Source organism: Leifsonia psychrotolerans (genome assembly GCF_013410665.1).
GTDB lineage: Bacteria > Actinomycetota > Actinomycetes > Actinomycetales > Microbacteriaceae > Cryobacterium > Cryobacterium psychrotolerans_A.
In genome coordinates this window covers 1,324,284-1,344,574 of the sequence record NZ_JACCFM010000001.1, presented here as the reverse complement: position 1 = coordinate 1,344,574, position 20,291 = coordinate 1,324,284, and the positions used below count along the sequence as shown (strand labels likewise).

At 64.0% G+C, this 20,291-nt stretch carries 18 protein-coding genes and 1 tRNA gene; 16 read left to right on the top strand and 3 right to left on the bottom strand.

The genetic code is table 11. The annotated features are described in order from the left end of the window. Nucleotides 1-18 precede the first annotated feature (18 nt). Nucleotides 19-657, bottom strand: a complete 639-nt coding sequence (locus tag HNR05_RS06300; protein ID WP_179578250.1) for an MBL fold metallo-hydrolase — start codon at nt 655-657, stop codon at nt 19-21. An 89-nt stretch (nt 658-746) separates the two neighbouring features. On the opposite strand from HNR05_RS06300, the gene HNR05_RS06295 reads away from it, so the two are divergent. The 10 genes from HNR05_RS06295 to HNR05_RS06250 all read left to right on the top strand — a co-directional run bounded on the left by HNR05_RS06295 (nt 747) and on the right by HNR05_RS06250 (nt 10,445). Next, a complete protein-coding gene (locus HNR05_RS06295; RefSeq protein WP_179578249.1) occupies nt 747-1,649 on the top strand; it encodes a diacylglycerol/lipid kinase family protein in 903 nt (300 codons plus the stop codon). 57 nt (nt 1,650-1,706) lie between these two features. Then, a tRNA-Glu gene (locus HNR05_RS06290) sits at nt 1,707-1,782 on the top strand. A 251-nt stretch (nt 1,783-2,033) separates the two neighbouring features. Beyond that, entirely contained in the window at nt 2,034-3,059 is a 1,026-nt protein-coding gene (locus tag HNR05_RS06285; RefSeq protein ID WP_179578248.1) for a TerC/Alx family metal homeostasis membrane protein, read from the top strand. A gap of 62 nt (nt 3,060-3,121) precedes the next feature. After that, a complete protein-coding gene (locus HNR05_RS06280; RefSeq protein ID WP_343062488.1) occupies nt 3,122-3,943 on the top strand; it encodes a PP2C family protein-serine/threonine phosphatase in 822 nt (273 codons plus the stop codon). Between the two features lie 118 nt (nt 3,944-4,061). After that, nucleotides 4,062-5,531 carry a 3-isopropylmalate dehydratase large subunit gene (gene leuC, locus HNR05_RS06275; protein ID WP_179578247.1) on the top strand — a complete coding sequence of 490 codons (1,470 nt, stop codon included), beginning with the start codon at nt 4,062-4,064 and terminating at the stop codon, nt 5,529-5,531. Nucleotides 5,532-5,533: 2 nt separating this feature from the next. Beyond that, nucleotides 5,534-6,130: a 3-isopropylmalate dehydratase small subunit gene (leuD, locus tag HNR05_RS06270; protein WP_179578246.1), complete on the top strand. Its 597-nt coding sequence runs from the start codon at nt 5,534-5,536 to the stop codon at nt 6,128-6,130. A 7-nt stretch (nt 6,131-6,137) separates the two neighbouring features. Beyond that, nucleotides 6,138-7,508, top strand: a complete 1,371-nt coding sequence (murA, locus tag HNR05_RS06265) for a UDP-N-acetylglucosamine 1-carboxyvinyltransferase (protein ID WP_179578245.1) — start codon at nt 6,138-6,140, stop codon at nt 7,506-7,508. A 142-nt stretch (nt 7,509-7,650) separates the two neighbouring features. Continuing rightward, nucleotides 7,651-8,328: a lysophospholipid acyltransferase family protein gene (locus tag HNR05_RS06260; protein WP_179580626.1), complete on the top strand. Its 678-nt coding sequence runs from the start codon at nt 7,651-7,653 to the stop codon at nt 8,326-8,328. Nucleotides 8,329-8,353: 25 nt separating this feature from the next. Next, the gene (locus HNR05_RS06255) at nt 8,354-9,442 is read left to right on the top strand and encodes an NAD(P)H-dependent glycerol-3-phosphate dehydrogenase (protein WP_343062487.1); all 1,089 of its coding nucleotides are present in this window, start codon (nt 8,354-8,356) and stop codon (nt 9,440-9,442) included. After that, nucleotides 9,348-10,445 carry a D-alanine--D-alanine ligase family protein gene (locus tag HNR05_RS06250; protein ID WP_179578243.1) on the top strand — a complete coding sequence of 366 codons (1,098 nt, stop codon included), beginning with the start codon at nt 9,348-9,350 and terminating at the stop codon, nt 10,443-10,445. The genes HNR05_RS06255 and HNR05_RS06250 overlap by 95 nt, the downstream gene beginning before the upstream one ends. Nucleotides 10,446-10,462: 17 nt before the next feature. Here the strand turns inward: HNR05_RS06250 and HNR05_RS06245 are convergent, their stop codons facing one another. After that, nucleotides 10,463-10,969 carry a DUF3515 family protein gene (locus HNR05_RS06245; protein WP_179578242.1) on the bottom strand — a complete coding sequence of 169 codons (507 nt, stop codon included), beginning with the start codon at nt 10,967-10,969 and terminating at the stop codon, nt 10,463-10,465. Nucleotides 10,970-10,993: 24 nt separating this feature from the next. Here HNR05_RS06245 and thiL point away from each other — a divergent pair, with 24 nt between their 5' ends. Next, on the top strand, nt 10,994-12,001 hold the full coding sequence (gene thiL / locus HNR05_RS06240; RefSeq protein ID WP_179578241.1) for a thiamine-phosphate kinase: 1,008 nt from the start codon (nt 10,994-10,996) through the stop codon (nt 11,999-12,001). Here the strand turns inward: thiL and rsmD are convergent. Continuing rightward, nucleotides 11,991-12,563, bottom strand: a complete 573-nt coding sequence (rsmD, locus tag HNR05_RS06235) for a 16S rRNA (guanine(966)-N(2))-methyltransferase RsmD (RefSeq protein WP_179578240.1) — start codon at nt 12,561-12,563, stop codon at nt 11,991-11,993. The two genes, thiL and rsmD, sit on opposite strands and share 11 nt — an antisense overlap. Nucleotides 12,564-12,669: 106 nt before the next feature. Here rsmD and HNR05_RS06230 point away from each other — a divergent pair, with 106 nt between their 5' ends. The 5 genes from HNR05_RS06230 to HNR05_RS06210 all read left to right on the top strand — a co-directional run bounded on the left by HNR05_RS06230 (nt 12,670) and on the right by HNR05_RS06210 (nt 20,286). Next, nucleotides 12,670-14,934 (top strand): ATP-dependent DNA helicase RecG, encoded by a 2,265-nt coding sequence (locus HNR05_RS06230; RefSeq protein ID WP_179578239.1) that lies wholly within the window; start codon nt 12,670-12,672, stop codon nt 14,932-14,934. Nucleotides 14,935-15,001: 67 nt separating this feature from the next. Then, nucleotides 15,002-15,490 carry a pantetheine-phosphate adenylyltransferase gene (coaD, locus tag HNR05_RS06225; RefSeq protein WP_179578238.1) on the top strand — a complete coding sequence of 163 codons (489 nt, stop codon included), beginning with the start codon at nt 15,002-15,004 and terminating at the stop codon, nt 15,488-15,490. A 98-nt stretch (nt 15,491-15,588) separates the two neighbouring features. Then, the gene (locus HNR05_RS06220; protein WP_246318359.1) at nt 15,589-16,563 is read left to right on the top strand and encodes an AAA family ATPase; all 975 of its coding nucleotides are present in this window, start codon (nt 15,589-15,591) and stop codon (nt 16,561-16,563) included. Between the two features lie 2 nt (nt 16,564-16,565). Then, nucleotides 16,566-17,918 carry a DUF58 domain-containing protein gene (locus HNR05_RS06215; RefSeq protein ID WP_179578236.1) on the top strand — a complete coding sequence of 451 codons (1,353 nt, stop codon included), beginning with the start codon at nt 16,566-16,568 and terminating at the stop codon, nt 17,916-17,918. Then, nucleotides 17,905-20,286, top strand: coding sequence for a transglutaminase TgpA family protein (locus HNR05_RS06210; protein ID WP_179578235.1), 2,382 nt, complete (start codon nt 17,905-17,907; stop codon nt 20,284-20,286). The genes HNR05_RS06215 and HNR05_RS06210 overlap by 14 nt, the downstream gene beginning before the upstream one ends. Nucleotides 20,287-20,291 lie beyond the last annotated feature (5 nt).

Below are 20,291 nucleotides of genomic sequence, written 5' to 3'. Positions count from 1 at the left end.
GCAGTGCCAGATCGAGCCCTACAGGTCGAGCGTGTCGCCCGGTTCGAGTGCGAAGAACGTGCCCCCTCCGTGTTCCGTCGCGAATTTGATACGGACATTCGACATTTCTTTACCGGTGCGGGAGAGCACCATCTCATGGGTTGGAAAGCTCTGGCGCGGAGAAACTGCCATGACGTAGTCCATCACCTCGCTGATCTTCAACCAGGGTGCGCCGGCAGGAACCGCGAGGGTGCCAACGTCAACGCCCGCAGGAATCGTGAACGAATCCCCGGCGTAGTAGAGCTCGTCGTTGACCAGCACGCCCACGTTGTCGATCACCGGAATCGAGGAGTGGATCACCGCGTGCGTGGCCCCGAAGAAGCGCAGGGTGAACGGGCCGACCTCGGTGGTGTCGCCGTCGGCGACGACAGTGATCGGGTAACCCGCGGCCGCGGTCGCGACACCGGCCGGCGCGAAGATCACCACATCGGGGTTCATCTCGAGAATGCGGTCAAGCTGCTCTGGAGTCCAGTGGTCGGCATGCTCGTGGGTGATCACGACGGCCGCCGTGTTCGCCGTTTCGGTCAGTGCCGTCGTGAACGACCCCGGGTCGATGTACAGCTTCGTGCCGGATCTCTCCAGCACCAGGGCGGCATGCTCCAACTTGGTGAGTTTCATGCGTCGAGCTAACCCTTCTTTCTCGGCCCATGCAACACGCGCTGGTGGATGGGCCGATTGGGCGTGCAGAGACCGCCATACTCTCCCTTATGCCTGTTTCCGCCCTCCGACTCGCCGTGGCGATCAATCCGCACGCATCCTTTGGGCGTCGAGCGGATGTCGGCCCCCGTGTCGTTGAGGCGCTGCGGGCGGCAGGGCACACGGTTTTCTCCCTGCACGAAGCCAATATCGAACTGTTGCGGTTGAGCGTGCAGGAGAGCGTGCTCGCCGGAATTGATGCTCTCGTGGTCGTGGGCGGTGATGGCATGGTGAGCCTGGGTACGAACGTGGCAGCCGGGACGGCGCTGCCGCTCGCGATCGTCGCCTGTGGCACCGGTAACGACCTTGCGCGAGGCCTGGGTATTCCCACCGGAAACACCGCCGAATCGGTTCAGTATTTACTCGAATCGTTGACGCGGCCACCACGAGCCATTGACGCCGCCCGCGTGTGCCATGGCGGACTGACCACGTGGTTCGCAGGCGCGCTCTCGGCCGGATTCGACGCGGTCGTCAACGAGCGTGCAAATCTCATGACACGCCCGAAAGGGGCGAGCCGCTACATCTTTGCACTCCTGCGTGAGCTACTGACTTTTCGTCCGATTGCCTATCGGGTGACGGTTGATGGTGTCACGTCGGAGGTGCGCGCGATGCTGATTTCGGTGGCCAATAATGTCTCGATCGGCGGGGGGATGCGCATTGCGCCTGAGGCGAAAATCGATGACGGATTCCTTGACCTGTTCCAGGTGAAACCACTGTCTCGTCTGGCGTTTCTTCGGGTCTTTCCGAAAGTATTCTCCGGCACGCATACAGGCCACCCGCGCGTCGAGTTGCGCCTCTGTCGCAGCGTTCGGATCGAGGCAGAGGGGGTTGTCGCCTACGCCGATGGTGAACGGGTCGGAGCCCTCCCCGTGCAGGTCGACATTGCCCCGGGGGCACTCCTCCTCTACGTGTGATTTGCTCAGTTTGGTTCTGTGTGGAACCGTGTGACATACTCATTGAGTTGCAAAAACGGCCCCATCGTTTAGCGGCCTAGGACATCGCCCTCTCACGGCGGTAACGCGGGTTCGAATCCCGCTGGGGTCACCAACACCAGCCCCCGACACGTGATTATCACAGTGCCGGGGGCTTTTTCGTGTGCGCACCGCGTCCGTTCGAACAGGTAGAGTTGGTGCTACGAAGGGGAGTATCCCTCTGAACTCGATTCGGGTTCTATGCCGCATTTCGTCAATACGGGTTCCACGGTTGGAGCCCCGGATGCGGTGGTGCTGAAATTTCAGTACGGGAGAGACTTTCGGGCTTTGTGCTACCCGCACTCCCCGAATGCTGAAAGGCGCCCCGTGACTCTCGCTTTACCCCTCTGGTTTGAAATCGGATCTCTGGTCGTTTTGACCCTGGTGCTCGTGGCCGATCTGCTGATCGTGTACAAACGCCCCCACGTGCCGTCGATGAAAGAAGCCACCCTGTGGGTGGTGTTTTACGTCGCCCTGGCTCTCGTCTTCGCGCTACTCATGCTGCTCTTTGCAGGCGGCGAGTATGCCGGGCAGTTCTTGGCCGGTTGGCTCACGGAATACAGTCTGTCGATTGACAACCTCTTCGTATTCGTCATCATCATGGCCCGGTTCTCGGTACCCAGAAAGTATCAGCAGGAAGTTCTGATGGTCGGCATCATCATCGCCCTTGTGCTGCGCGGAATCTTCATTTTGCTCGGGGCTTCGCTGATCGAGAACTTCAGCTGGATTTTTTACATTTTCGGGGCCTTCCTTCTTTACACGGCCGTGCACCAGGCACTCTCAAAAGAGGAAGACACCGAGAACACCGAGAACGGTCTGATCCGCTACCTGCGCCGTCACATCCCGATTTCGACTGCCTTCGACGGCTCGAAGATGCGCACGCTGGTCAACGGCAAGAAGATCTTCACGCCCATGCTCATCGTGTTCATCGCGATCGGAACGACCGACCTTATATTCGCGCTGGATTCCATCCCGGCGATCTTCGGCATCACGACAAGCCCCTTCATTGTCTTCACCGCAAACGTGTTCGCGCTGATGGGCCTCCGCCAGCTGTATTTCCTGCTCGGTGGGCTGCTCGAACGCCTCGAATATCTCAAATACGGCATCGCCTTCATCCTGTTCTTCATCGGCGTCAAGCTCTTCTTCCACGCACTGCACACCAATGAGGTGCCGTTCATCAACGGCGGCAACGGTGTCGACTGGGCTCCTGAGATTGACACCTGGACCTCGCTGGGCGTCATCATCGCCTCGATGACCATCGCGACGATTGCCAGCCTGATCAAGGCCAACCGCGATGCGCGACGTCGAGGCCACACACTGGCAGAAGAAATCAAGCCGGTCGACAGCGAATAGTCCGCGCAGGCTTGCTACGGTTGAGAGGCGAATGAGGTCGGATTGCGTAAGCGGGGTGTGCAGTGGCTGTAACAGGGCAGGAAGAGCTGACTCTGGACGGAGCGCGTGCCCAGGTGAGCTTCGGCGCTCGTAGCGATGTCGGAGCCGTGCGCAAGGTCAACGAAGACAGCTTTCTCGCCGCTGCCCCCGTATTTCTTGTCGCAGATGGAATGGGCGGTCATGCCCGCGGCGACGAAGCGAGTCGCACCGCGGTGGGCGTGTTTGAGGAGCACATTGAGGTGGGGGCGCCATCCACTCCCGAGCGCATTTTGGATGCCATCCATTCGTCGAATGATGCAGTAGCTGACCTGCACACCGGCGAGGACGTCGGGTCTGCCGTTGCCGGTACCACGCTTGCCGGCGTCGCGTTCGTCGACGCGGGCGATGGGGTGGGTTTATGTTGGATGGCATTCAACATCGGCGACTCGCGCATCTACACCTGGGATGGTCACCAACTCGTGCAGTTGAGCGTCGACCACTCGGTGGTGCAGGAGATGGTGGATGCCGGGCTCCTGCGGACCGAGGATGCCGCAACGCACCCCAAACGAAATGTCATCACCCGGGCCATCGGAACAGATGACTACGCCGACGCCGACGTCTGGCTGATTCCCGTCGAGGGGCGCCAGCGGTTCCTGATCTGTTCTGATGGGCTCAGCACTGAGCTTGACAGCCGCGAAATTGCCCAGATTCTGACGACCGCGGACGAGGTGGAGCCGTCGGCCGCGGCGTTGGCCAGCGCGGCGGACGCCTTGGTCGAGGCGGCAATCGCGCGGGGCGGTCGCGACAATGTGACCGTCATCATGCTCGAATCGACGCTGGCACCCCACGGCGAGGTGTTAGCCTAATTCCATGCTGCGTGGTCGACTCCTTCTTCTCTGCCGCGACGAGTCCTCGTTCTAAGGCCTCCCTCGTCGCGGAGTCTGTCGTCGGCTCATCACCATTGCTGAAGGAAGAGCATCCACCATGAACAACGCACCCGAAACGGGAACCCCCGCGCGCACTTTGGCCGCAAAGGTCTGGGACAAGCACCTCGTCGCCAAGGGCGAAGACGGCACTCCCGACCTGATCTACATCGACTTGCACCTCGTGCACGAGGTCACCAGTCCGCAGGCCTTCGACGGCCTGCGCCTGGCCGGTCGCCCGGTGCGCCGGCCCGATCTGACGATCGCCACTGAAGATCACAACACCCCGACGCTTGCCATCGACAAGCCGATCGCGGATCTGACCAGCCGCACCCAGATTGAGACGTTGCGGCGCAACTGTGCCGAATTCGGCGTTCGCTTGCACTCGCTGGGTGACATTGAGCAGGGCATTGTTCACGTTGTCGGTCCCCAGCTGGGACTGACCCAGCCCGGCATCACCGTAGTCTGCGGCGACTCTCACACCTCCACTCACGGCGCGTTCGGCGCGATGGCATTCGGCATCGGCACCAGCGAGGTGGAGCATGTGATGGCCACCCAGACGTTGCCATTGAAGCCCTTCAAGACCATGGCCATCACCGTTGAAGGCACCTTGCGCCCCGGCGTCACAGCCAAGGACATCATCCTGGCCGTGATCGCCAAGATCGGAACCGGCGGCGGCCAGGGCTACGTCTTGGAATACCGTGGCAGCGCCATCCGTGCCCTCTCGATGGAGGGTCGAATGACGATCTGCAACATGTCGATCGAGGCCGGTGCTCGCGCCGGCATGGTGGCACCCGACCAGATCACTTACGACTACCTGAAGGGCCGCGCACACGCGCCGGAGGGGGAGGACTGGGACGACGCCGTCGCCTACTGGGAGACACTCGCCACCGACGAGGGCGCCACATTCGACGCCGAGGTGGTGCTGGATGCCAACACGCTCGAGCCATTCGTCACCTGGGGGACCAACCCCGGGCAGGGCGTTTCGCTGTCGGAACAGGTTCCGAATCCGGCCGAGATCAGCGACGCCAACGAGCGTTCGGCGGCGGAACGTGCGCTCGAATACATGGATCTCGAAGCCGGCACGCCCATGAAAGACATTCGCGTCGACACCGTGTTCTTGGGTTCCTGCACCAACAGTCGGGTGGAAGATCTGCGTGCCGCTGCCGAGGTCCTGCGGGGCCGCACCATCGCCGATGGCGTGCGGATGCTCGTGGTTCCCGGATCCGCCCGCGTGCGCATCGAGGCCGAGGCCGAGGGCCTTGACAAAATCTTCACCGACTTCGGGGCAGAGTGGCGCTTCGCCGGCTGCTCCATGTGCCTCGGCATGAACCCGGACCAGTTGGCGCCGGGGGAGCGTTGTGCATCCACCAGCAACCGCAACTTCGAAGGCCGGCAGGGCAAGGGCGGCCGCACGCACCTCGTCTCGCCGCTCGTCGCCGCGGCGACCGCCATCCGGGGGACGCTGTCGAGCCCCTGGGATTTGGCGAACGATGCGGAAGCAAACCTGATCACGGACGGAGCAAAATAGTCATGGAAAAGTTCACGACCGTCACCGGTGTGGGTGTGCCGTTGCGCCGCTCCAACGTCGACACCGACCAGATCATCCCCGCCGTATACCTCAAGCGGGTCACCAAAACCGGCTTCGAAGACGCACTCTTCGCCGGTTGGCGCGCCGACCCCGACTTCGTACTGAACCAGCCGGCCTACCAGGGCGCACGCGTGCTGGTGGCCGGCGCGGATTTCGGCACGGGGTCCTCGCGTGAGCACGCGGTCTGGGCGCTGCGCGACTTCGGTTTCGACGTGGTGCTCAGCCCCCGGTTCGGCGACATCTTCCGCGGCAACTCCGGCAAGCAGGGCCTTGTGGCCGGCCAGATCACTGAGGCAGACGCCGAGCTGCTCTGGAGCGCCATCGAGGCGAGTCCCGGCATTGAAATCACAGTCAATCTGGTTGAAAAGACGGCTCACATCGGCGACCTCACAGTCTCATTTGAGATCGACGATTACACTAGGTGGCGGTTACTCGAAGGTCTCGATGACATCGGACTGACCCTGCGCGATGAGGCGCGAATCGTAGAATTCGAATCCCAGCGGGAGTCATGGCGACCCCGCACTCTCCCTGCAAGGTAGGTAATTTGTGAGCACACTCGGTCAAGACGCGCAGAACCATGGCGCAGCCGTCGGTCTCCTCGGTGATCGCATCACCATCCGTGGCGGACGCCCCCTGGTCGGTCGGATTGAGCTGAAGGGTGCGAAGAACCTCGTGACCAAGGCCATGGTCGCGGCTCTCCTCGGCGAAACGCCGAGTGTGCTGAAGGATGTTCCGAACATCAGCGATGTTCGAATCGTGCGAGGCCTGCTTGAGGTTCACGGCGTCAAAGTCACCGACGGCGAGGAGCCCGGCGAGCTCATCCTCGACCCGATCAACGTCGAAAGCGCGCACTTTGCCGACATCGACGCTCACGCGGGTTCGTCGCGTATCCCGATCCTGTTCTGTGGCCCGTTGCTGCACCGACTTGGTGAGGCGTTCATCCCCGACCTCGGGGGCTGCCGCATCGGCGACCGCCCCATCGACTACCACCTCGAGGTGCTGCGCAAGTTCGGCGCCGTCGTCGAAAAGCAGCCGAACGGCATCCGGATGTCGGCGCCGAACGGCCTCAAAGGCACCAAGGTCGACCTGCCATACCCGAGCGTCGGTGCGACCGAGCAGGTGCTGCTCACGGCCGTGCGTGCCGAGGGAATCACGGAGCTCAAGGGCGCGGCGATCGAACCCGAGATCATGGATCTCATCAACATCTTGCAGAAGATGGGTGCCATCATCACCGTCGACACCGACCGAGTGATTCGCATCGAAGGCGTCGAGCAGCTGAGCGGATATCAGCATCGTGCGCTTTTCGACCGCAACGAGGCCGCCAGCTGGGCTGCCGCTGCACTGGCCACCGACGGCGATATCTTCGTCGGCGGTGCCCGTCAGGCCGAAATGATCACCTTCCTGAACGTGTTCCGCAAGGTCGGTGGGGCCTTCGACATTCACGACGACGGCATCCGTTTCTACCACCCTGGTGGAGAGCTGAAGCCCGTCATCATCGAAACCGATGTGCACCCCGGGTTCATGACCGACTGGCAGCAGCCGCTCGTGATCGCCCTCACCAAGGCTCACGGCGTGTCGATCGTGCACGAGACCGTCTATGAGCAGCGTTTCGGCTTCGTCGACGCGCTGGTTGAGATGGGGGCAACGATCCAGATTCACAAGGAATGCCTGGGCGGTCACCCCTGCCGGTTCGGTCAGCGCAACTTCAATCACTCCGCGGTCATCACCGGACCGGCGAAGCTGCGCGGTGCCGACATCGAGGTTCCTGACCTCCGGGGTGGCTTCAGCCATCTGATCGCTGCACTCTCGGCCGAGGGCACGTCAACCGTCAGCAACGTGGGAATCATCGCACGTGGCTACGAAAACTTCATTACCAAGCTCGAGCTGCTCGGGGCGGACTTCGATCTCGAAGGATAATAGGTCTGTGCCAGCTTCACATTCAACGCCAGCCTCGAGTCCAGCGCCAGATTCCGCATCGTCCGCTTCGTCGGGGAGAACGCGCTCTGAAAAGAGCCGGCCGTCGATCTTTTGGCTGCTGGCGGCAATCGCCGTGCCGCCCATGAACCTGATCGCCAAGTTCGAGATCAGGGACCGGGAGAAGTTTCCGACGCAGGGTGCCTTCGTCTTCGCGCCGAACCATTACAGCGAGATTGACCCGGTCGTCATGGGCATGGTCGCCTGGAAACTCGGGCGACTGCCCCGGTTTATGGCCAAGGGCTCGCTGTTCACCATTCCGGTGATCGGCTACCTGCTGACGAAGTCAGGCCAGATTCCCGTGCAGCGGGGCGGATCGATGCGCGGCAGCGAACCGGTGAGAGCAGCAGAGCGCCTCGTCGAGAACGGTCAGATGCTCGTTGTGTACCCGGAGGGCACGCTCACGAGGGACCCCGATATGTGGCCGATGCGGGGCAAAACCGGCGCCGTACGGGTGGCATTGGAACAGAACATCCCGGTCGTTCCTGCCGCTCACTGGGGCACGCAGGGTGTTATGCCCCGGTATTCGAAGAAGATCAGCCTGTTCCCTCGTAAACACATCACCGTGAAGATTGGCGACCCCGTCGATTTGGATCGATTCCGTGGCCGCAGTCTCGACTCGGCGACCTTGGCTGAGGCGACCACCGCTGTCATGGATGCGATCACCGCACTGTTGGAAGACATCCGCGAAGAGAAGGCGCCCACGAAGCGCTGGAACCCCGCAGAACACGATCAGAAAGAGACAGGTCGTTTTGAAGCCTAAGGTTCAGCCAGGAACCCGAGTCGCAGTGCTCGGTGCCGGAAGTTGGGGAACCACGTTCGCCAAGATCCTCACCGATGGTGGAGCAGATGTCATGCTCTGGGCGCGTCGACCAGAGCTCGCGAAAGAGATCACCGAAGGTCGACGCAACAGCGATTACCTGCCGGGAATCAACCTGCCCGTTGGCCTGCGCGCCACATCACGGCTCGACCTGGCTCTGCACGGTGCGGAACAGGTTTTCGTCTCGGTGCCCAGCCAGTCGCTGCGCGAGAACCTGGTCTCCGCCGAACCGTACCTGGCCTCAAACGCGCTCATTGTGTCGCTGATGAAGGGCGTCGAACGCTCGACCGGCCTGCGCATGAGTGAGGTCATCGCCGAGGTCCTCCCGATCGACCCGGCACGCATCGCAGCCATCTCAGGCCCGAATCTCGCGCTTGAGATCGCCAAAGAGCAACCCACCGCAGCCGTCGTTTCCTCGAGCAGCCTCGAGACCGCGCAGGCCATCGCGATGCTCGCCAACACACGCTACTTCCGCACCTTTGTGAACACGGATGTGATCGGTACCGAGTTCGGCGGCGTGCTGAAGAATCTCATCGCCGTGGCCATCGGCATTGTTGACGGGGTCGGTTACGGCGAGAACACCAAGGCTTCGATCATCACGCGCGGGCTCGTTGAGATGACCGATTTTGCGGTCGCGTACGGCGCCCAGCCCGAGACATTGGCGGGTCTCGCTGGTCTCGGCGACCTCATCGCGACCTGTCAGTCGCCGCTGTCGCGCAACAACACCGCGGGTCGCCTGCTCGGTCAGGGGTACAGCATCGCCGATGTGACCAAGCAGATGCAGCAGACCACCGAAGGTCTCGCATCTGTCGGTCCCGTTCTCGAACTGGCGAAGGCGAAGGGCGTCGACATGCCCATTGTCGAGCAGGTGCGCCAGGTGCTGGCTGGCACGCTGCACCCGAAGGACATCGCTCCTCACCTCACAACAGACTCCGGCGAACCGCAGGGCGAAAGGACAATTGATGGACAAGCTCACGGTAGCCGTGCTCTTTGGGGGACGTTCAAGCGAACATTCGATCAGCTGCGCCACGGCGGGCGGAGTACTGACGGCGCTTGACCGCAGCCGCTACACCGTGATCCCGATCGGGATTACACGGGATGGTGCTTTCGTTCTCGAAGACGATTCCCCAGCCAAATTCGCGCTCAACACGCAGTCACTGCCCGAGGTCATCGACAATGGCAGTCGCGTGAGCTGGCCCGAGAGCACCCAGAGTAGAGAACTTCACGTCACCGACGCGTCCGGAACACGCTCGCTCGGTGCCGTTGACCTTGTATTCCCGATTTTGCATGGACCGTTCGGCGAGGATGGCACCATTCAAGGCATGCTCGACCTCGTCGGCTTGCCGTATCTGGGCTCGAAGGTTTTGGCGTCCTCACTCGGTATGGACAAGCACTTCACCAAGACGGTATTTCAGCAGGCAGGGCTGCCCGTCGCTCCATGGCACACCGTCACGGCGGATGCGTGGGCGGCGGCACCCGAAGCGGCCTACGCCGCGCTGGACGAATTGGGGCTACCCGCGTTTGTGAAGCCGGCCCGGGCGGGCTCGAGTGTCGGTGTGAGCCGCGTCGAGAGCCGCGATGAGCTAGCCGGGGCGCTGGCCGTTGCGTTCGCCGAAGATACCAAGGTTCTGATCGAATCGGCGCTCGTCGGGCGTGAGATTGAGGTTGCGGTGTTGCAGGGGCGTCCGGGGGAGCCGACCCGGGCATCCGTGGCCGGTGAAGTCGTCGTCAGCGGCCGTGCCTTCTACGACTTTGCGGCGAAGTACCTCGATGCTCCCGGCATCGATCTGGTCTGTCCGGCTGTGCTCGACACGGCCGAGCTGGCCGAGATGCAGACGCTTGCGATTCGTGCCTTCGACGCTATCGACGGCGCCGGTCTTTCGCGGGTCGACTTCTTTTTGACCGCCGACGGCTGGGTGATTAATGAGATCAACACCATGCCCGGCTTTACCCCCATCTCCATGTTCCCCAGCTGCTGGTTGGCGAGCGGTTTCGACTATCCGAGTCTCATCAACGAACTCATCGACGTGGCGCTGGCGCACGCGGCTCACGGCTCGTAGCCAGCCCCGTACAGCGACTAGGGAGCAGGGGTCGCCTCGGGCAGCTGCAGGTCTTCGGCGCCGACGCACGCGCTGCCGTTGGTCGGCGCATACGAGACCGCGTTCGACAGATCTGCGAGCACTGTCGAGCCGGCCACCGTGCCCGAGTCCAGAACCACTTCGACGGCCGGTTCGCGGCCGTAGGTGGTGAAACGATAGGTGGGCGCGGCGGAATCGTCCTCAATCCAGTCGATGCCGTTGACGCTCACGCAGGCCTGTGTGGTCGGCCCCGGCACGGCGACGCCGCAGTGCAGCAGGATGGACGCCGGGTCGCCCCACGCGCCGGTTCCCTGCGCATTCGTCTCACGCTTCGTCTCATCGGCAACAGCGGCGGGCAGGTGCACCACGACGGCGGCGCAGCCGGCGTCGATCGCATTGGCGGCGGGCTGCAAGGGAACTGCGGCTGCGCATCCGGTCAGCAAAGCTGCACCAGCGGTGAGGGTCAGGGCTGCGGCAGTGAAACGTGCCGGGAATCGGAGAGTCATCGGATCCAGGCTACCGTTTGAGACATGACGAATGCTGCGGAACCGCCTTCCACTCGATCCGAGACGTTGGCCGATCTAAGTGAGGGCCAGGTGCTCGCTCGGATCTTTCCGCGCCTGCCCGACGCGGATGCCGCACTGCTCGGCCCGGGCGACGACTGCGCGATCGTCGCCGCGCCGGACGGCCGATTCGTCGTCACGACCGACATGATGATTCATGGCCCCGACTTTCGGCTCGCTTGGTCGACCCCGTTCGACCTCGGCTGGAAGGCAGCAGCCACCAACCTCTCCGACGTTGCTGCGATGGGTGCGCGCCCGACGGCGCTTGTCGTGGCCATCGCCGCACCGCCGCACACCCCGATCGAAACCATCGAAGGCATTGCGGACGGTCTGCGCTCTGCCTGCGCAGCGCTGTCGCCCGGCTGCGGCGTCGTCGGTGGCGATCTTTCGGCGTCCGACACGCTGACACTTGCCGTGACGGCATTCGGCGACCTTGACGGGCGTGCCGCCGTGCTGCGCTCTGGTGCGCGACCGGGAGACATTGTCGCCCTGGCCGGTCGTCTCGGTGAGGCCGCGGCCGGTCTTGAGCTGCTCTTTCGAGAAGGCGTCGATGAGGCAGGAACCCCGAACGCCGCGCGGGCAGACGCGCTCAAGGTGAGGAATCCGGAACAGCTCGCCGCTCAGCTGCGGCCCGAACCTCCCGTCACGCTCGGTCCGGTTGCGGCGGAGTGCGGAGCAACGGCCATGCTCGACGTCTCAGACGGACTCGCGATCGATGCGGGACGCATCGCCCGGGCCAGTGGGGTGGGAATCGACTTTCGATCGACCGCGCTCGGTGACCACATCGAGCGTGCGCTCAACGGCGGGGAAGACCACGGGCTTCTCGCGACTTTCCCCGCTGGATCCGAGCTTCCCTCCGGATTCCGTGCGCTTGGCACCGTCACTGCAGGGGCCGGCCTGATTCTGGTCGACGGCAAGCCACACTCGCAGGGCGGGTGGGACCCGTACCGCGGGTGGAACGGTGCTATCGGGTAGCCGTTTCGGCGTACCAGACCGTCGTCTCGCCGTATTTCTTGCGGTTCACGAGCACGAGCGCATCGCCCCAGTCAGGCTCGGGTGAACGGGTGCTGCGTTCGACAACGACGAGCGCGTCGTCAGAGAGGAGCGTCGCGAGCGTGGCCAGGTTCTGCGCGAGATCCTCATCGGTCAGCTCGTAGGGCGGGTCGATGAAGACCAAATCGACCTCGGTGGTTGACGAATTCAGGAATGCTTGAACAGATTGGCCCGTCACCAGGATGCGTGGCGCATCTCGTGAGGGAGCCCGCTTCGAGATAGCTTCGGCATTCTTGCGGCAGAGTGCAGCGGCCGTTGAATTCTTCTCGACCAGTGTGACCGAGCGGGCCCCGCGACTGGCGGCTTCCAAGCCGAGCCCGCCGGATCCGGCGTAGAGGTCAAGCACCCGCGTGTGGGCGATGGCATCGCGGGAGTCCAGCGCCGAGAAGATCGCCTCGCGTACGCGGTCGCTTGTGGGCCGGGTGCCGCTCTTCGGAACGGCCAAGGTCAGATTTCCGGCAAAACCGGCGACGATTCGAGTCATGTCGCTTCGAGCCTACCGGTGGGGTGCGACGAGCCTCAATTGCAGCCCTCCCCGATTGCAGCGCTCCTCGGCTGCGAATGACAGTGCTGCCGAATACCATCAAGACATGACTGGTACTCCACCTGCCGACCACCACCACAGTGCTGCGGCTGCCCCGTTGTCGGTGCCTGCCGCAGGTGTGACTCTCGACACCACGGTGCAGGCGCTGGCCGGGGGGCGCACGGCGACACCCTTGACCAAGGCGTTTGGGATCGTCACGGTGGGTGACCTCCTCAACCACTACCCGCGCCGTTATGCGCGCCGTGGTGAACTCACGGCGGTCAGCGAGGTGCCGCAGGGCGAGAACGTCACGCTCGTCGGCGAGGTGCTGTCGGTCGAGAGACGCAGCATGAAGTCGCGCAGTGGTTCCATCGTCGAGGCTCGTATCTCAGACGGTCACGGCATCCTGTACCTCACATTTTTCAATCAGCCGTGGCGCGAGCGCGATTTGCTCCCCGGCCGCCGCGGGATATTTACCGGCAAGGTGACCGCGTACAAATCAAATTTGCAGCTGGCTCACCCCGACTACGAACTGTTCGAACAGGCGAGTGACGCTCCCACTGATTTCGATGCTCAACAACGCTGGTTAGAAGCGCCCATCCCGATCTACCCGGCGACCGCGGCCGTGACCACCTGGACGATCCAGAAGACCATCGCCCTCGCCCTCGACGGGCTCGGCGCACTTCCCGATCCGCTGCCGGACGAGATCCGACGCGAGCGCCGGTTGGTGGGCCACCGTCAGGCACTCGAGCAGGTGCACCGTCCGCAGAAGGATGCGTCGTGGTTACAAGCGCGGGACACCCTGCGTTTCACTGAAGCCTTCGTGTTGCAATGCGCGCTCGTGCAACAGCACAGCGCGGCACGAGAGCGCCACACCCTCGCCCGCACACCGCGTGCCGACGGCTTCCTCGCACATTTCGATGCCGGTCTGCCCTTCACGCTGACGAGAGACCAGAAGATCGTGGGTGCCGAGATCGCGCAGGATCTCGCCTCCACGTCTCCCATGAACCGCCTGGTGCAGGGTGAGGTGGGCTCGGGAAAAACCGTCGTGGCGCTGCGGGCCATGCTGGCCGTTGCCGACTCGGGCGGACAGTCTGCGTTGCTCGCGCCGACCGAAGTTCTGGCCGCCCAGCACCTCCGATCAATCGTGCACATGCTCGGGCCCGACCGCGCGGCTGAGCTTCGACCCCTCTTGCTCACGGGGCAACTCTCGGCCGCCGAGCGCAAGAAGGCGCTGTTGGGAACGGTGTCCGGTCAGTCCCGCATCGTGATCGGAACTCATGCGCTGCTGGGTGATGCGGTGTCGTTTTACGATCTCGGACTGGTGGTTGTCGATGAGCAGCACCGCTTCGGCGTCGAGCAGCGTGAGACGCTGCGGCAGAAGGGAGACACGCCGCCGCATGTGCTCGTGCTCACTGCCACGCCTATTCCGCGCACCATCGCCATGACGGTGTTCGGCGACCTCGATGTGAGCACGATCGCCGAGTTGCCGAGCGGTCGGCAAGGAATCGAGAGCTTTGTCGTGCCTTTGGCTGAGAAGCCGGCCTGGGGTTTACGCGTCTGGACCCGGCTCGCCGAGGAACTCGCGCTCGGTCGACAGGCCTTCGTGGTCTGCTCGGCAATCTCTCCCACTGTTCGTGAGGAGGGCGAGGAGGGCGCGGATGATCCCGGTGAGGGAACCGCGGTGTCGGCCTCGGGGCACCCCGCCGCCAAGGCCAGGCCGACGACGGTTGAAGAACTCATCGTCGAGCTTCGCGCCAAACCCGCTTTGGCGGGCGCTCGCATCGCACCGCTACACGGCCGTATGACGAGCGAGCAGAAAGATCTCACCATGCGTGCCTTTGCGGCCGGTGAACTCGATCTGTTGGTGGCAACCACGGTCATTGAGGTCGGCGTCGATGTGCCCAATGCATCGGCCATGGTCGTGATGGATGCCGACCGGTTCGGCGTCTCCCAGCTGCACCAGCTGCGCGGCCGGGTCGGGCGCGGTGCGGTCCCTGGCCTGTGCTTGCTGGTGACTGAGGCCGAGGCCGAGTCGATGGCGAGACAGCGAGTGGAAACCGTTGCCTCGACTCTGGACGGTTTCGAGCTTGCTCAGGCCGACCTCGAGCTCCGTCGAGAGGGCGACGTTCTCGGTGGCTTGCAATCGGGCGGCAGGTCCTCGCTGCGGCTGCTGCGCGTGGCCACCGACGCCGATTTGATCACCGATGCGCGCGCGGCAGCCCAGCAGCTTGTCGGCGGAGATCCAGGCCTCCGGACGATCCCCGCACTGCGCGAGGCCGTGCGACGTCGCCTCGACGAATCCGAGCGAGCCTGGCTCAGTAAGGGCTAAGAAACGATGCCTTCCAGGTTCATGTCAAGCCGAGCGTGCGACTGCGGCTGGCAGTAGTGTGAAGCGTATGCACCGGATCGCCGTTGTCCCTGGATCATTTGACCCCGTCACGCTCGGGCACCTCGACGTGATCGGGCGCGCCGCCGGTCTCTTCGACGAACTGCATGTGCTTGTCGTGCACAACCCCGGAAAGACTGCGCTCCTGCCCATCGCACAGCGGGTCTCGTTGCTCGAACAGTCCATCGCCGACGCACGCCTGCCAGGCACAATTGTCGTCGCATCCTGGAGCATGGGACTTCTCGTGGACTATTGCATTGATGTCGGGGCCAGTGTGCTCGTCAAAGGGATCCGGTCGCAGATCGACGTGGCATACGAGACACCGATGGCGATCGTCAACCGGCACCTGGCCGCCGTCGAAACCGTGTTCCTGCTTCCCGACCCGGCCAACGCACACGTGTCGAGTTCTCTTGTGCGCCAGGTTGCAGCCCTGGGCGGCGATATTGCTCCGTTCGTCCCGGCTGCGGTCGCTAATTATCTGCAACGGGCGACCGTATGACAGCCGGTTCTGTTCCGCTCCGTGCGGAGGTTCCCTCGATCCTCCGCACGGAGAAATCCACCGCTCGCGGCAGTTCATTCGGTGAGGAGCGTCAGGTGATGCCCAGCTCAGACCTGCACGCTGCTGCGCACGCCATCATCCGCAACGTCGAAACCGTCATCGACGGCAAGACCGACGCGGTTCGCACTGCGCTCACGGTGCTGTTGGCCGGGGGCCACCTCTTGATTGAAGACGTCCCGGGCGTCGGAAAGACGATGCTGGCCAAGGCCCTGGCCACATCAGTCGACTGCTCGGTCAGCCGCATTCAGTTCACGCCGGATTTACTGCCCTCGGATGTGACGGGCGTCTCCGTCTTCAACCAAGCCGAACGACGCTTCGAATTCAAGCGAGGAGCGGTCTTCGCGAATATTGTGATCGGCGACGAGATCAATCGGGCCAGTCCGAAGACCCAGTCGGCGTTGCTGGAATGTATGGAGGAACGCCAGGTCACTGTCGACGGTGTCACGTATCCGCTCACGGCGCCGTTCACCGTGGTGGCCACCCAAAACCCCATTGAGATGGAGGGTACCTACGCATTGCCCGAGGCTCAACGCGATCGATTCATGGCCAGAATCTCGATGGGATACCCCGATACCGGCTCCGAACTGGCCATGCTCGATTCCCGCGATGTCACCAGTCCTCTGTCCCGTCTGTCTGCTGTCGTGTCCGGCGAAGAGTTGCGGGCGATGATGGTCGCGGTACGACACGTTTTCGCCTCTAACGCCGTCAAGGAATACACGGTTGCCCTGGTCCGCGCCACCCGTGACGACAGAGACCTGCGTCTCGGTGCGAGTCCGCGAGCGACACTGCAGCTGATCCGTGCCGCGAAGGCTCAAGCCGCGCTTCACGGGCGAGACTATGTGCTTCCCGACGATATCGACTCTCTTGCCGTACCCGTGCTCAGCCATCGCCTCATCCCCACGGGACGAGCGCTCGGCCATCACCATGATGACAGTGCGCCACTGGTCGAAGAGATCATCACGAGAATCATCGAGTCGACGCCTGTTCCGGCAGGCCTCCCTCGCCAGCCGTAGTCATGTCGGCACTCAGACGGCTCGCCCGCGAGGTGTGGTTGCCTCGATTGACGCGGCGCGGCGTGGGCTTTCTGATCATCGGCAGCGGAGTGTTCCTGGCGGCGCTATTTCTCGACAGACGCGATCTGATCTTCGTCGGTGCCCTCCTGGTTGCCATGCCGATTACAGCGGCGTGCTACGTGGGCTTCCGACAGGTGAAAGTGCAGGTCTCACGGACGTTCCGGCCAGCCGTCGTGTCGGCGGGGAACTCGCTTCGGGTTGCGGTTCAGGTGCGCAACCGGGCCTTCCGCCCGCTATACGGGGTGCGGTGGTCTGAGAGCACGTCTGCCGGATTGTCGGTGCCGGGTGCTGCCGCGCTGCCCGCCCTGGCACGCAGTAGCGGCGCTCGAGGGAGCAGAGCAGACCGTGTTGTCCTCGACTACCGGCTGACGCCGACCTGTCGTGGGCTCTATGACCTCGGGCCGCTCGTGCTCCACACCTACGACCCCTTCGGCCTGGCCTATGGCCGGAGGCTCGGCGGCACGGTGGCCGATCTGATCGTGACGCCCCCGGTCACGGCCTTGCCCGGCCTCGGGCTCGGTGTGGCCGGCGGCGAGGGCAATGCCCGTGAGCTTCTGCATCATCACAATCCGCATTCTGATGAACTGATTGCGCGGGAGTATCGGCCCGGGGACCCATTGCGTCGCGTGAATTGGCCGGCGACGGCTCGGCACGGCGAAATCATGGTGCGGCAGGAAGAACAACGGAGCATCCCCTCGGCACGGCTCGTGCTCGATACGACGATGAGCGGCGTACCCGATCACGACAGCCTCGCGGGCAGCGACTGGTTCTCGCGCCACGACGATGCCTTCGAGACGGCAATAGAACTGACCGCATCAATCGGAGCCCACCTGATCGATGCCGGCTTCCGTGTGGCTGTCTCAGAGCTCGGTGCGAGTCAATTGGCGCCGGGGGCCGGGACCGAAACCGGCGGTCTACGGGGGGACCCCCCGGCCGTTTTTCTTTCGCCGGGTGGAAGCCGCGAGCTTCTCGAAGGCCTGGCTGGCGTCGTGCCGGTTCTGCGCGGCGCACTGCGGGCGGAGGGCCAGCCCGGGAGGACGACGGGGGTGAGTCGTCGGCGTGAACCGACCTTTGCCGTGCTCGTCGCGATCGACGAGGAGGATGTCGCCGACTTGGCCAGGCTGAGCACCACCTCAGATCCGGCCATCGCGTTCGTGATTCACACGATGGGCGCCCCGCTGATCGATCGCCTTACCGACACCGGCTGGACCTGTATCCCCGTTCGGAGCACGCACGAGATCGCGTCGGCCTGGGATCTCGCCCTGCGGGGAAGGTCCGCTCATGACGCGATCTGACACGCGTCATGAGTCCTTGTGGCCGCTCACACTCGCGCTGCTGGTATTTCTCGCTGTGGGCGTCAGCGCATTGGGTGAGCTACTCGCCGGTTCCGGCTGGTGGGTCGCAATGGTGGGCGTTGCCGCCGTCGTGCTGGGTTTCGGGGCGCTATTCCGCAGAGCGGGGATGGATCGACGCCTGGTTCCGTTGGCCGGCGTCGGAGTTCTCGTGGGCGTTCTGACTCTCTTCTTCGGAGCAGGAACCGGCATTGTCTGGCTGATCCCGACGCCGGCGACGATCACTCATCTCGATGGACTGATCGCTGCGGGGTCGGGGTCGATCGCGATGCAGAACATTCCCGCAACGGTCGATAGCGGCATACTCTTTCTTCTGACGGCGGGAGCCGGCCTCCTGGCCGTTGTGATGGATGCCCTCGCGATCGCCTTCCGTTGGCCGGCTCTGGCAGGGCTCCCCGTGCTGATCACGCTCGCCGTGCCCGGCCTCCTGATCGATGGCGGGGCGTCGCCCACAGTCTTGACGCTGGCGGCGGTGGCTTATCTGGGCCTTCTGCGGATCGATGTGCGCCTCAGTCGGCGTGCCGAGGCCCGCCTGGCGTCGAAGGAGCGGAGCGGGCCGTCCGGGGCGCTTCCGGGCCGGAGCGGCCCCGGTCCACTTTGGGGGTCCGTCGTCGTCGGGAGCATCGGCATTGTTGGTGCCCTGGTGCTCAGCATCGTCACCCCGGCGCTCGGAAACAGCGACCTGGTGGGTACTCGGGCGACGGGCTTGCTCTTCGGATCCGGGGTGAGTCCACTGATCGACATCGGCACAGATCTCAGGCGCCCCGAGGCGACCCCCGTTTTGCATTACACGACGTCGGCCAGCGAGCAGCCCTACTTCAAACTGCTGACCCTCGACCGCTTTGCGGGCAATACCTGGACGAGCTCGGATCCGCCGGGACGCACCGACACGCCGGTCGCCGACATGACGAGACCTCCCGCGCTCTCTGAGACGATCCAGACCGTCGAGTCAACGACCCAGGTGAGCATCGACCGTGTGGCGACGACGTGGCTCCCGGCTCCCAGCCCGGCCGTCGCCGTGAACGGGTTGAGGGGGAGTTGGTATTGGAATTCCTCCGCTCAGGTGATCACCAGTGCCAATTCGACGACGCGAGGGCAGCAGTACCGTGTGACCGCTCTGCAACTCGCGCCGACGAAGGAGCAGCTGGGTTCGGCGGGGACCTCGTACCCGGAGAGCATGGGAGTGGACCTGGAAGTTCCGGTTCCACGCCCCGGCATCATCGACCAGACCGCCCGAGAGGTGACGGCAGGTTCGACCTCGCCCTACGAGATGGCGGTTGCCTTGCAGGACTACCTGCGTGGAGAGCAATTCGTGTACACCACGGAGGCCCCGGTATCGAACGACAGCGGGGCCGGAGTTGACGTCATCGGCAGGTTTCTCGAGGTGAAAAGCGGCTACTGCGTGCACTTCGCCTCTGCCATGGCCATCATGGCCAGAACTCTCGGTATCCCGGCACGAATTTCAGTCGGTTACCTACCGGGCGTGCGCGCACAGGCCGCCGGAGTCGGCTCTAACGAATTTCAGGTCGATTCGCATGACCTGCATTCCTGGCCTGAATTGTATTTCGGAGGAATCGGCTGGGTTCCCTTCGAGCCGACGCCCGGCCGCGGAACGGTGCCCGGCTACGCGACACCAACGACCGTGACCGCCCCGCAGACCTCTCCCAATCAGCCCGTACCATCGACCGCACCGCGCCCGCAGCAGGCTCCACACGGCCTCATCGCCGCGGAACCGCCGGCGGCCCAGCGTGAGGCCGAGGCTGCGGGGAGCCTGCAGCGGCTGGTGTTCGTCGGCCTCGGGGTGTTGCTTCTCCTCGCTGCTCCGCTCACCGTGCGTCGACTTCGCCGACGCGGCCGCCTGAGGCGACTCGAGCTTCCTGGGGGAGCTGGGCGAGAGGCGTGGCGTGAGCTGGCCGATTCGGCTCTCGATTATGGACTCGACGTTTCGGACACGCAGACTGCACGCGAACTTGCCTCGGCGATCAACGAGCGTGTCGGGGCACGACCGGAACCGACCGAGGTAGCCGCGGCCGAGGTGGCTTCGGCGCTGCAGCGTCTTCTGGTCGACGAGGAGCGTGCCCGGTACGCGCGCCCGAACGGTACCGGTCCTGTGGGGGAGGCGGTTTCGCCCCTCGAGGCAGCTGTGCGGGAACAAAGCGCGCTCGACCTCCGCGTCGTCACGCGGGCGGTACGCGTCGGTTCAGGCCGCCGCAGCCGTATCCTCGCGTTGGTGCTTCCGGCGTCGCTCTGGCCGTCGGTGCTCGGCGGTCTCCACGTCAGGCGGCACGGACGTGCAGTCCGGGACGCGTAAGATTT

Bases quoted from the DNA above. Each gene is read 5' to 3' on its own strand.
- HNR05_RS06300 (WP_179578250.1), bottom strand. From the start codon at position 657: ATGAAACTCACCAAGTTGGAGCATGCCGCCCTGGTGCTGGAGAGATCC.
- HNR05_RS06295 (WP_179578249.1), top strand. From the start codon at position 747: ATGCCTGTTTCCGCCCTCCGACTCGCCGTGGCGATCAATCCGCACGCA.
- leuC (WP_179578247.1), top strand. From the start codon at position 4,062: ATGAACAACGCACCCGAAACGGGAACCCCCGCGCGCACTTTGGCCGCA.
- leuD (WP_179578246.1), top strand. From the start codon at position 5,534: ATGGAAAAGTTCACGACCGTCACCGGTGTGGGTGTGCCGTTGCGCCGC.
- HNR05_RS06260 (WP_179580626.1), top strand. From the start codon at position 7,651: ATGAACCTGATCGCCAAGTTCGAGATCAGGGACCGGGAGAAGTTTCCG.
- HNR05_RS06250 (WP_179578243.1), top strand. From the start codon at position 9,348: ATGGACAAGCTCACGGTAGCCGTGCTCTTTGGGGGACGTTCAAGCGAA.
- HNR05_RS06245 (WP_179578242.1), bottom strand. From the start codon at position 10,969: ATGACTCTCCGATTCCCGGCACGTTTCACTGCCGCAGCCCTGACCCTC.
- thiL (WP_179578241.1), top strand. From the start codon at position 10,994: ATGACGAATGCTGCGGAACCGCCTTCCACTCGATCCGAGACGTTGGCC.
- rsmD (WP_179578240.1), bottom strand. From the start codon at position 12,563: ATGACTCGAATCGTCGCCGGTTTTGCCGGAAATCTGACCTTGGCCGTT.
- HNR05_RS06230 (WP_179578239.1), top strand. From the start codon at position 12,670: ATGACTGGTACTCCACCTGCCGACCACCACCACAGTGCTGCGGCTGCC.
- coaD (WP_179578238.1), top strand. From the start codon at position 15,002: ATGCACCGGATCGCCGTTGTCCCTGGATCATTTGACCCCGTCACGCTC.
- HNR05_RS06220 (WP_246318359.1), top strand. From the start codon at position 15,589: ATGCCCAGCTCAGACCTGCACGCTGCTGCGCACGCCATCATCCGCAAC.
- HNR05_RS06215 (WP_179578236.1), top strand. From the start codon at position 16,566: ATGTCGGCACTCAGACGGCTCGCCCGCGAGGTGTGGTTGCCTCGATTG.
- HNR05_RS06210 (WP_179578235.1), top strand. From the start codon at position 17,905: ATGACGCGATCTGACACGCGTCATGAGTCCTTGTGGCCGCTCACACTC.